Annotated in this window: 9 protein-coding genes; all 9 read right to left on the minus strand. The window is 62.8% G+C overall.

Annotated elements, in window-relative coordinates:
* Positions 1 to 33 precede the first annotated feature (33 nt).
* Positions 34 to 975 carry a D-ribose ABC transporter substrate-binding protein gene (locus AC1D1N_RS10770; protein ID WP_081726801.1) on the minus strand — a complete coding sequence of 314 codons (942 nt, stop codon included), beginning with the start codon at positions 973 to 975 and terminating at the stop codon, positions 34 to 36.
* Positions 976 to 1,013: 38 nt separating this feature from the next.
* Positions 1,014 to 2,147, minus strand: a complete 1,134-nt coding sequence (locus AC1D1N_RS10775) for an ABC transporter permease (RefSeq protein ID WP_436260905.1) — start codon at positions 2,145 to 2,147, stop codon at positions 1,014 to 1,016.
* Positions 2,148 to 2,171: 24 nt separating this feature from the next.
* Positions 2,172 to 3,713 carry a sugar ABC transporter ATP-binding protein gene (locus tag AC1D1N_RS10780; protein WP_477348431.1) on the minus strand — a complete coding sequence of 514 codons (1,542 nt, stop codon included), beginning with the start codon at positions 3,711 to 3,713 and terminating at the stop codon, positions 2,172 to 2,174.
* On the minus strand, positions 3,710 to 4,366 hold the full coding sequence (locus AC1D1N_RS10785; protein ID WP_477348432.1) for a DUF2291 family protein: 657 nt from the start codon (positions 4,364 to 4,366) through the stop codon (positions 3,710 to 3,712). The genes AC1D1N_RS10780 and AC1D1N_RS10785 overlap by 4 nt, the downstream gene beginning before the upstream one ends.
* A 33-nt stretch (positions 4,367 to 4,399) precedes the next feature.
* A complete protein-coding gene (locus tag AC1D1N_RS10790) occupies positions 4,400 to 5,422 on the minus strand; it encodes a sugar-binding transcriptional regulator (RefSeq protein WP_436260908.1) in 1,023 nt (340 codons plus the stop codon).
* Positions 5,423 to 5,802: 380 nt separating this feature from the next.
* Positions 5,803 to 7,515 carry a glycerol-3-phosphate dehydrogenase/oxidase gene (locus AC1D1N_RS10795; RefSeq protein ID WP_477348434.1) on the minus strand — a complete coding sequence of 571 codons (1,713 nt, stop codon included), beginning with the start codon at positions 7,513 to 7,515 and terminating at the stop codon, positions 5,803 to 5,805.
* A complete protein-coding gene (locus AC1D1N_RS10800) occupies positions 7,512 to 8,288 on the minus strand; it encodes a DeoR/GlpR family DNA-binding transcription regulator (RefSeq protein ID WP_436260910.1) in 777 nt (258 codons plus the stop codon). Before AC1D1N_RS10800 ends, AC1D1N_RS10795 begins: the two co-directional genes overlap by 4 nt.
* A complete protein-coding gene (locus AC1D1N_RS10805; protein WP_436260911.1) occupies positions 8,285 to 9,814 on the minus strand; it encodes an FGGY-family carbohydrate kinase in 1,530 nt (509 codons plus the stop codon). The genes AC1D1N_RS10800 and AC1D1N_RS10805 overlap by 4 nt, the downstream gene beginning before the upstream one ends.
* A gap of 287 nt (positions 9,815 to 10,101) precedes the next feature.
* Positions 10,102 to 11,436, minus strand: coding sequence for a four-carbon acid sugar kinase family protein (locus tag AC1D1N_RS10810; protein WP_112563073.1), 1,335 nt, complete (start codon positions 11,434 to 11,436; stop codon positions 10,102 to 10,104).
* Positions 11,437 to 11,438 lie beyond the last annotated feature (2 nt).

Raw genomic sequence — 11,438 nt, forward strand, 5'->3', positions numbered from 1 at the left:
GGGAGTGTCCGCACGGACACCCCCTGTGCAGGTTTATTCCGACAGCACGAAGGGTGCGGTGTACTTGTCCACATTGTCCTTGGTGATGAGAAGGCAATCGAACAGCTGCTTCTCGCTGGTGGCGCCGGTGGCGCCCGTCTTGATGAACGAGTCGGCCTGCTGCACGGCCTTCGCCGAGAAGATGGCCACCGGCTGAAGCACGGTGTACTGCAGTTCGCCCGACTTGATGGCCGCAACCGCATCCGGCGAGCCATCAAAGCCGCCGACCTTGATGCCGGCGAGCTTGCCGGCTTCCTTCAGCGCCGCAACCGCACCAAGCGCCATTTCGTCATTGCCGCTGATCACGGCGATGATGTCGGGATTGGCCTGCAGCATGCTCTGCATCTTGTCGTGGCCCTGGGTACGATCCCAGTTGGCGACCTGCGAAGCAGCCTTTTCGAGATCCGGATACTGGCTCAGGACGGTCGCGTAGCCGTTCGAGCGCGTGGCAGCGTTGTTGTCCGACGGGGCGCCGAGCAATTCGACATACTTGCCCTTTTCACCGACCGCCTGCACCCACTGCTGGGCACCGAGAGCCGCACCCTGCGCGTTGTTGGAGACGAGCTGTCCCTTGGCGAGGCCTTCCTGGTTGATCTCGGCATTGACGAGGAAAACCGGGATGTTGGCGGCAATCGCCTTCTTCACCGCGCCGACCGAACCATCGGCATTGGCCGGGTCGAGGATGATCGCCACCGACTTGTTGGTGATGGCGGTGTCGATCAGATTGCTTTCCGTGTTGGTGTCACCCTTGTGGGCAGCGACATTGGCCGTATAGCCGAGCTTTTCGGCCTCGGCCTTGGCGACGTTGCCTTCGGTCAGCCAATAGGGATTGGCCGGATCGTTGACGATGATCGAGATCAGGCCCGCGGCCGATGCGGCTGCGCTAAACCCAACCACCATTGCGGCAGCTAGCAAACTTCTAAGCACGATTTTCATGTACATTCCTCCAATGATTTACGCGGTGTTGCTGCCGGTCACCCGGCAGTCTTCCCTTGGGCAGGATTGGCCGGTTCGGCCTTCCCCCGTTTCTGAGAAGTCGGTTGGCCGCCCGTGGAAGCTGGAAGCTTGCTACGGCGGCGATACTGAACGGCATTGAGGAGCACGGCGAGCACGATGACGGCGCCGGTGAACACTGTCTGCCAGTAGGATGAGATGCCGATGATCACCAGACCGTCGGACAGGAAGCCGATGACGAAGGCCCCGAGCAAGGTGCCGCGGATGTTGCCGCGCCCGCCGGTCAGCGCCGCGCCGCCGATGACGACGGCCGCGATGGCCGTCAATTCGTAGGTGGTGCCCGCGGTCGGTCCGGCTGAGGTCAGCTGCGAGGACAGGATCAGGCCGGCAATGGCGGCGCAGATGCCTGAAAGCACATAGACTGAAATCTGCACCGTCTTGACCGGAACGCCGGAGAGTTCGGCGGCGCGCTCATTGCCGCCCGAGGCGTAGAGCCAGCGGCCGAAAGCGGTGCGGTTCAAGACGATGCTGCCGATCAGCGCGATGACCACCAGCACCACCACGCCGGTCGGCACGCCGAACAGGCGGTTGAAGCCGAGCGCGTCGAAGCCGGTGTTGCCCAGCTCCGGCTTGCCGCCGAGATTGTTGTAGGTCAGGCCACTGGTCATCAGCAGCGCCAGGCCGCGCGCCATGTACATGACGCCGAGCGTGGCGACGAAGGCCGGAACCTTGAACCGCGCGATCAGCACGCCGTTGACCAGGCCGACGGCAGCGCCCAGCATGCAGGCCAGCACCGCCACCACCCAGACCGGAGGGTAGAGAACGATGCCCAGCCAGGTCAGCGTCACGCCCTGCATCAGAAATCCGGCAACGACGCCGGCAAGCCCAAGCGTCGAGCCCACCGACAGGTCGATGCCGCCATTGAGGATGACAAGCAGCATGCCGACGGCGAGAATCCCGAAGATGGCGACATGCGAGGCCATGGTCAGGAAGTTCGCCACCGAGAGGTAGTAGGGCGACAGGATCGAGAAGACGACGATGATGACGATCAGGGCAAAGAAAGCCCGACCTTCGAGCAGCAGCTTGGCCACGTCGAAGCCCTCGCCGCCCGTGCTGGGGCTGGACTGTTTGCTGGCCTGGCTGACATCGGTCATGATCGGGGCTCCGAAATTCTATGATCAGGCGACCACGGCTTCGCCGGAGGCGGCCATGATCTGCTCTTTGGTGGCGTTCGCGCCGAACTCGGCTGAAATCTTGCCGCGCCGCATGACGACGATGCGGTGGGCGATGCTGAGGCACTCATTGACCTCCGAGGTCGAGAAGATGACCGCCAGGCCTTGCGCAGCGCGCTCGCTGAGCAGACGGAAGACTTCGGCCTTGGCGCCAACATCGATGCCGCGGCTCGGCTCGTCGAGAAGGATGACCTTGGGGTTGGTCGTCAGCATCTTGCCGATGACGACCTTCTGCTGATTGCCGCCCGACAGCGATCCGATCATGGCGTTGCCGCCGGCGGTCTTGATGGTCACCTTGCGAATCGAGTCGTCGATCAGTGCGCGTTCCCTGGGGCGGGAGAGGAACAAGCCCTTGGCGAAAGCCTCGATGCTGGCAAGCGACAGATTGCGGCCGACGGTCATCGTCTGGACCAGACCGTCGCGCTGGCGGTCCTCGGGCACCAGCACCAGGCCTCTGGCGATGCGCTGGGCAATGGTCAGCCCCGAGACGTCCTCGCCTTCCAGCAGCGCCCGCCCGCCCGCCATCGGAACGCGTCCGGCAACGGCTTCCAGCAATTCCGTGCGCCCGGCGCCCATCAGTCCATAGATGCAGACGATCTCGCCTGCCCTGACGTCCAGCGACAGGTGATCGACGACCGAGTAGCCTGAACCCGAAGTGTCGGTGACGCTGACATCCTCGATCGACAGCGCCACCTCGCCGAATTCATGGCCGGTCGGTGGCGTGCCGAGGTCAAAATTCTCACCCACCATGTTGCGGACGATCCATTCGAGATCGATGTCCTTGGCCTCGGCCGTCGCCGTGATCGATCCGTCGCGCAGCACGACGGCATAGTCGGTAATCTGCAGCGCCTCTTCGAGGTGATGCGATATGTAGACGATCGAGACGCCGCGGCTGGTCAGGTCGCGGATCACCTTGAACAGCACTTCCACCTCTGTGGCACTGAGTGCGGAGGTCGGCTCGTCCATGATCAGGATGCGGGAATCGACCGACAATGCGCGTGCGATCTCGACGATCTGCTGCTGCCCAAGGCGCAGATCCTCGACCAGGGTCATCGGATCGATGTCTTCTTCGAGGTCGGCCATCAGCGCCCGCGCCTGGCGCGACTCCTCGGCGAAGTCGAGGCCGGTTCTGGTGCGCAGTTCGCGGCCCATGAAGATGTTGTCGCGAACGCTCAGATTCGGCGCCAGGCTGAGCTCCTGGTGGATGATCGAAATGCCGCGATCGCGCGCATCCGAAGACGAGGAAAAGCTGACGAGATTGCCATCGAGCACGATGTCGCCGGATGTCGGCGTCACCACGCCGGACAGGATCTTCATCAGCGTCGACTTGCCGGCGCCATTCTCTCCAAACAGGGTGGTGACCTTGCCGCGATGGATGTCGAAGTTGACGCCTTTGAGCGCGTGAACGCCTCCATACGACATGACGATATTGCGCGCCCAAAGCACGGCGTCGCCAGTCGCGGGTTCTGTGCCGGAAGCCGTTGTCATTTGACGTCCAGCCTCACCGGCGTGACCAACCAGCTCTTCGGATTGACCAGCTTGAAGGCGCCGACCACCGCTATGGTCTTGCCGGTCAAGGCGCTGGTATCGACTTTCGCCAGCACCTCTTTCTTCATCTCGTTGTTCAGCGCCGAGCCGGCGTCTTGGTATTCGATCTGGTTGGTGAACTGACCGAAGGTGATCTTGCCGGTGGCGTCGCGAAGCTCTGTGCCGTTGATCGCCGGCCCTGTCTGTACGCGGACCGTCAACGTGTCCGGCAAACCGTCGATGGCGACTTTGTAGATGCCCGACTTTCCCTCGCCGACGACGCCGGTGAACTTGACCGAGATGACCGGCCCGACACCCGCGGGCACGCCGTATTCTTTCTCGGCCGTCGCCCTGTCCTTGGCGATCGCCGTCGCCACCGTCACCGCATCGGCGGCACGCGTCTCGACATCGGCCTGCACCTTGGGAAATTCCGACTTGCCGTAGTCGGCTGCGGAGAACACGGCGTTGCGAACATCGCCGGCGGAGCCGATCTTGACGATTTTGGTATCGAGCGCCATAGCGCCGAGCAGAAGCAGGACTGCGGCGCCGGCAAGTGCGCGGCGCAAGCCGGGCGAAGTCTGCCGGGGCGATGCGGTGGCAGCCTTGGCGCTCATGATACAACCCCCAGCGAAGCGGATTTTCCCTTGTCACGCATTCGACGATCCTCCGTTCACGCGGCGTTTCGTTGCACCGGATGCACTCTCAAGCCGACCCTGTTCGATCAGTGCCCTGGCGGTGCATTCGTCAGTGATCAGGCCGCTCAGATACCGGCTTTCGAGCACCGCCTTGATGGCCCGTACTTTCACCTTGCCGCCGGCCACCGCGACGATCCTGCGGCCCTTCAGCTGGTCGCGGGGCAGCGCCAGGATTCTTTCCGACAGCGCCGTTTCGACCGGGCGGCCCTTGTCGTCGAAGAAATGCGCAAGCAATTCGCCGACGCCACCGTCACGTTTGACATCGTCGATTTCGGACGGCTCGATCATGCCTGTGGCGACCAGCGACGCTTCCCGCTCGGCCGTGCCTATTCCGACGAACATCAGGTCGGACCGGCTGGCGAGCGCAAAGACATCGCTGATGCCACGCTGGCCAAGCAGCACCTCACGGTCCTCGGCGGTGTTGGCGACAAAAGGCACCGGCATGACAAAAGCCTGCGCGCCGGTCCGCTCGGCCAGGCGATGCATGACGTCGTGCGGGTTGGCGGCGAATTTGCGCGTTACCCCGCCAAGCAACGAGACAAAACGGATGTGGGCAGCAGTGGTGCGTGTCAGATATTCGACGCTGGCTGCAAGCGTGCGGCCATGGCCGACGCCGATCAGCATGTCTTCGCCGCGATCGATTTCGCGCTTGAGGAACTGGGCGCCGGCAATGCCCAGACCTTTGAGCGGCAGTTCGTCCTGATCGAGATCGGGAACCACTTCGCAATAGTCGAGCCCATAGGCGGCGGTCAGGCGCTGCTCCAGGTCGATGCATTCGGCGACATCTCCGTCGATGAACACTCTGACCAGGCCGTCCTGGTTGGCCTTAGTGATCAGCCGATGCGCCTTGAGGCTGGTCAGGCCAAGCCGCTTGGCCACCTGAGCCTGTGTGAACCCTCCGGCATAGTGGAGCCAGGCCGCGCGCGTGGCGAGGCTGGACTCGTGGTCGCGGTTCGCGGTTCCGCCGGATTTCAAGCCATCCCCTCCCCAGGGTGATAATATTATCTTTGTATGCAAAAATTTTCACACCTTTGCATCGCTGTCAATCCTCCGCAGATGGTTGCCTCAGCCAACGGATCGGGCAACCGACGCAGCATATTAGGAGGTCAACATATCAGGCGATCATACGGCGGCGTTAAATTAACGTCAATTTGCGTTATATCATGTTCAACGACAACATGGGCCCTTGAGCGTCGGCACCCGAAACAGCGAATAAGTATTTGTTTTTGTTTAAATGTTTCGCGACGGTTAAAATCCCAATCTGGATGTAAGACAGGAATTTTGGTGCACAAGGCGCAACAAGGGCAAACCGATCAGATTGCCCCAGAATACTATCGGCGTCGGCGATGGCGCGATCAGTCCAGCCGCATCAGGTTCCTGCCCTCAAGCTCGACAACAGCGGCTTCGACTTCCCGCGCGAGGCGCTCCGTGCTCCACGCCAACGCTCGCCCGGCGATCGCGGCAATCTCCTCCAGGTCGCGGCGCGTCAGCGAACCGCCTATCGCCAAAGTGCTGCGACGCATGACGACATCGGCCAAATGTTCGACGAATTCGTTGCGCGCGATGTAGTCGATTTCAGTCTTGCTATAGCCGTCCGAGTCCGGCAGGCGACCCCCATCATTCGACCCGTGCCTGGCGATCTGCGCGGCTCTGGTCCCGTAGCGCGACAGCAATTGATCAAGGCGCTCTTGCTCGGCGCCCGTTGCCTGCTGTGCCTCAGCCAGCCAGTCCGCGCGCGCCGCGGCATTGGCCGGAAAATCCCTCCCACCCCCGATCGGCATCGACTGAGTGGACACCTTGCGGCTGCGCTGCAAGCGCCCGAGCACGGTGTCAGCGACTTCCTCGGCAAAGCCGCGGAACGTCGTCCATTTGCCGCCGACCAGCGAAATGACTGCAAAGGGCCTGTTGCCGTCCGGCTCGGCAACCGGCGCCGAATGATCGCGACTGATCAGTCCGGGCGTCGCTGCTTCAGACGTCGGCAGGGGTCGGATGCCGCTATAGGCATAGACGATCTGGTCGAGCTCGAACGCCATGCCCGGCAGCAGCGTTCGCACACTGTCGAGCAGATAGTCGACTTCTTCGGGTTCGCAGCGCACCTCGTCCGGATTGTCGGCCTTGATGTCGGTCGAGCCGACCAGCGCTAGGCCGAGATAGTTGTAAACCAGGCAGATGCGGCCGTCATCGGCCTCGAAATAGAGCATGCGCCCTGCGAGGCTTTTGACCAGTTCGTCATGCTTTAACAGGATATGCGAGCCCTTGGTGCCGCCGATCATCTTCGACGACGCGCCAAGCAACGCATTGACGTCATCGATCCACGGACCGGCGGCGTTCACCACCAGCTTCGGCCGCACCGAAAAAGCGGTGCCGTTTTCGGGCTGGAAGGTGAGCACGCCATTGGCTGAAGCCGCCAGTGTCGTGTAGTTGGCACTGGCAGATGCGGCGTGGGCCTGCAAGCCGTCGAGGATCAGCTCCAGTACCAGCCTCTCGGGGTGGCTGATCTTGGCATCGTAGTAGGTGCCGGTGGCGACGATCGCCGGATTGAGCGCCGGCATCTCGCTGAGCGTCTGCCGCCGTCCGACCATGCGGTGGCGCGGCATGACCTGGTTTCGCGAACCGTAGAAATCGTAGATCATCAAGCCAATCTTGATCAGTATGGCACCGCGGCTGCGCGGCGCGCTGGTCGAGCCGAACAGCGTTCGCAACGCCGCCAGCATGCCCTTGCTCCATGAGAAGATCGGAATGACGGTCGGCAGCGGGCTGACATAGTGCGGCGCGTTTTGCAGAAGCAGATTGCGTTCGAGCGTCGACTGCGCCACCAGCCCGAACTCGCCGGTCTCGAGATATTTCAGGCCACCGTGGATGAGCCTCGACGGCGCGGCACTGGTGCCCGAGCCAAAATCCGCCTTGTCGACGATCAGGCATCTGACGCCTTGCGCGCACAGATCGCGAAACAGCCCTGCCCCGTTGATGCCGGCGCCAAGAATGACGACGTCGACCTCGCCGGTCGCAGCCATGGGGGCGAGACGTCCGGCGGGATTGTCCGCCCCTGCTCCGTTTGCTGGGCTCATGGCGCTTTCGTCTTGACGATGCGCAGCTTCACGCCCGCCCGCTCGAGGCTCTGCGCCTGCGCATCGCCCAGGCCCTCGGTCACCAGCACGGCATCAAAACTGGTCAGATCGTCGAAGACATGCAGCGCGATCCGGTCGAATTTTGCGTGGTCGACCAAAAGGATGCGCTTGACCGATGCGGCCATCATCGCCTGCTTGACCCGCACGACATTCGGATCCTGGATGAAGGACGTGGTTCCGGTGATCGCCGAAGCCGAACAGATCAGTACATTGGCGCGCAGCTGCGCCACGGCGTTCTCGCAGACGATGCCGATATAGGCATTGTAGGTGCCATGGTACTGGCCGCCGAGGCAGATGAAGTCGATGTCGTCGACATTGGTCAGCAGTGCAGCCGTGGCCACGCTGTTGGTGATGACCGTCAGCGGCTTGACGTCAAGCAGCAGTGTCGCGACCGCGTTTGCCGTCGATGAATCGTCGAGCATGACAACCTGGCCGGCTTCGACATAATCCAGTGCTGCCCGCGCCAGCGCATCCTTCTCCGCCCTGTTGACCGTCACCCTATAGCGGAAGGCGCTTTCGTAGAGACCGGACGGCTGAACCGTCACCGCACCATGCAGCTTGCGCAGCACGCCCTGCTGCGCCAGCCGGTCGATGTGCCGGTGGATGGTCATGCGCGACACGCCGAAATGCTCGACCAGATCGTCGATGCGCACCTGGCCGAGCTTGATCACATAGTCGGCGATCTCTTCGCGTCGTTCGTCGGCCTTGATCATGCGTTTTCCCCCGGCCGTGCCAGCCTTTCGATTTCCGGCCAATGCGACTTCAGCTGCTCGGCTATGCGGCAGTAGAGGGAAAACCGCTCATTGAACACAGCACTGGAGGCCGGCGCTGGCTGATATTTGCGCTCTGTCATCCCGACCTGCCTGGCGCCCTGTTGCGGCGTCGCGAAGATTCCGACCGCAGCCCCCGCGCAAAGGGCGGCGCCCAGGGCCGCGGCCTCGTCGGTCGAGGTGATGGTGACCGGAGCGTTCAGCACGTCGGCAAACATCTGGACGAAGGCAGGATTGCGCGAACTGCCACCGGTCAGGCGGATCTCGCGAACGGCAAAGCCTTCGCGCAAGGCCTCGACATGAGTGCGGTGATTAAAAACAATGCCTTCCAGAACCGCCTTCAGCATGTCGCCGCGATTGTGCCAGCCATGCAGGCCGATAAAGCTGCCGCTGGCCACGTCGCCATAAGGAGAGCCGAACAGATAGGGATGAAACAGGATGGTCGAGGGCTTCTTCAACGCCGCGTCGATCTCTCCCGCCAGCAATTCGTGGAGGGAGCCGCCATCCGCGTTTGTCCTGTCTTGCTCCAAGCGGCAGAAAGTGTCGAGAAACCAGTCGTAGTTCGCAGTCGAGGCCGGCGAGATCGCCATGTTGTTCCAGCGGCCCGCGTCGATGGCGTTGCGGCAGAACCAACGCTGATCGACGCGCGGTTGCGAAGAGACGACTTCGTTGATGGAATAGGTACCGGCGACGATGGCGAGCACGCCGTCCTCATGGCCACCCATGCCAAGTGCCGAGGCGGCCACGTCGTGCAGGCCGCAGGCGACCGGTGTTCCCTTGCGAAGCCCAGTCCTTTCGGCGGCATCGGCGGTGACTTGACCGGCGATGTCAGCGGAATGCGCCACCGACGGCAGCGCGTCGAACAGATCGTCCATCCCGAAGATGCGCAGCGCTTCGGGCGAATAGGCTTGCGTGCGAAAATCCGTGAATGAGGTGCTGGCCTCCGTACGGTCGGTCCCTATCGTGCCGGTCAGGCAAAAGCGCAGCCAGTCTTTGCAGGCCAGCACATGGCCGATGCGGCCATAGCGATCAGGATCGTTCTGCTTGAGCCATGCCAGCAGCGCCGACGGCGCCGAAACATGCGGCGTCTGGCCTGTCGTCGCCAGCGCATCGGTGAAAACGGTACCGGCGGACCACCTGTCGACAATGTCGCCGGCGCGGCTGTCGAGCGATAGGATGCCAGGTCCCAAAGGCTGACGGTCATGATCGAGCAGATAGAGACCATCGCCATGCGCAGTCGCCGCTACCGCCTTGATGTCTTCCGCCGGCCTGCCGGAAAGCGCGATCGCCTCCTTGATGGCGTCGGCGGTCGCTTGCCACAGGCCTGCCATGTCGCGTTCCACCGAACGCGCAAGGGGCATAGATTGCGGCACCCGGCGACGCGCCACAGACAATTGCGTGCCGTCGGCATCGAAGATGACCGCCTTGGTGACCGTGAGACCGTTATCGATTCCGAGCAGGCTGGGCATGATCACCGCCTCTTTCAGCAACTAGCGATTGCTACAGGGCGATCCTGCAGTCTGATGCAAGGGCGAAACACATAGCGACAACCCCGATAGAGCAAGGCGGACGAACGATAAAAGTACCTTGCCGCGAGAATGAACCCATATCGTTATGTGAATTTAACGTCAACATGCGCGACAATTTCGACGCTATTCAAGCCATTGCGTTTCAGGTTGTCGACTAGGCTTTCACTAAGGCTTCGGCGCCAGTCGAGGCACGGATGGATCTCGCGGTTGCTGGCGCGGACGCGTTGTCAACTGCGAAGGCCGTCGCGAATGGCGCTGAAATAGCGTTCGGTTCCGACCTGCCCGCCCTTGAGCGCCACCTCCAGCCCATCGATCGCCTTGATGCGCGAGTGAGCGACGCAAAGCGGCGAGCCCGGCGATGCCGGCAGCGGCATCCGCACCGTCAGCGCATCGACACCCATCTGGCCGAGCGCGTGGCTCGACGTGTCGCCGCCGGCAATGACCACGCGTTGCAAATTCTGCTCGATCGTCAGCGCGCGAAGCAGTTCGCCAAGGCCGCGACCAAGCTTGTGGCGGGCACCTTCCTGCCGGTCGATTTCGGCGCCCCGGTCCGCCGCGGGACCAAGGGCGGTGTAGAGAACCACACTGCGGCCGGCTTCCAGACTGGAGCGGCCGGCAGAAACTGCGCGCGCGATTGCATCTCCGGACGCTTCGGAGATCAGTTCGACAGGATCGACCTCGATGCCGTCGAAGCCGTCGGTCAAAGCGTGCCGGATCTGTCGTTCGGTCGTCGGCGAACAACTGCCCGAGACCACCGCGACCCGGTCGGCCGCACCCGGCGGCGAAAATTTCGGTTCAGCACTGACCGTCCCGTTCGACACCCATTCGGCTAGCAGCGCATATTCGATCCCGGACGAGCCGACGACGAAAGAGCCGCCCGGCTTGCGGACACGCCAAATCTCCTTGCCGGCAAGCGCCTGCGTCTCCCGGCTGTCGACATCGACAAGCACGATGTCGGTGCCCTCGGCCAACAAGCGATCGAACGCTTCAGACCGGCCCGCCGACTGCAGCGTCGCGAGATCGACCAGCCCCGACGTCAGCTTCGTCTGCCGCGACAGATGGATCAGCAGGTCGGATTCATCCATCGGCGTGGTCGGGTGGCGGCTCATCACCGGATGGCGGTCGATGCGGAAATACTTTTCGCGATAGGCGGCGAACAGATGGCCAAAGGCGGTGTAGCGCTTGAGCTGCGGCGCCCCGACCAGCAGCGGCACGCTGTCCTGCGCGAAGACCGAACGACCGATCTCGATGGCGCGGCCGATGCTGCCGATCGTCGGGCTGGAGTCGAAGGTCGAGCAGACCTTGTAGTGGCAGAGCGCGGCGTTCAGCGTCTTCAGCCAGGCGAAGGCTTCGCGCAGGTTCGTGTCCATCCAGAGCGGAGCCTCGCTGCGGCTGGTGCCGGCCAGTCCGATGGCTCGGCAATGGCTGAACTGCGCAAGCATGGCCGAGTTCGGCCGGCGCATGAACAGCACGGTCGGCACGCCGCCGAGCTCAAGCGCCTCCATCACATCGGTCGAGCCGGTGAGGTCGTCGCCATAATAGCTGAGCAGAAGGTTTTGCATCG

The sequence above is a fragment of the Mesorhizobium sp. P2_B5 genome, assembly GCF_056404775.1.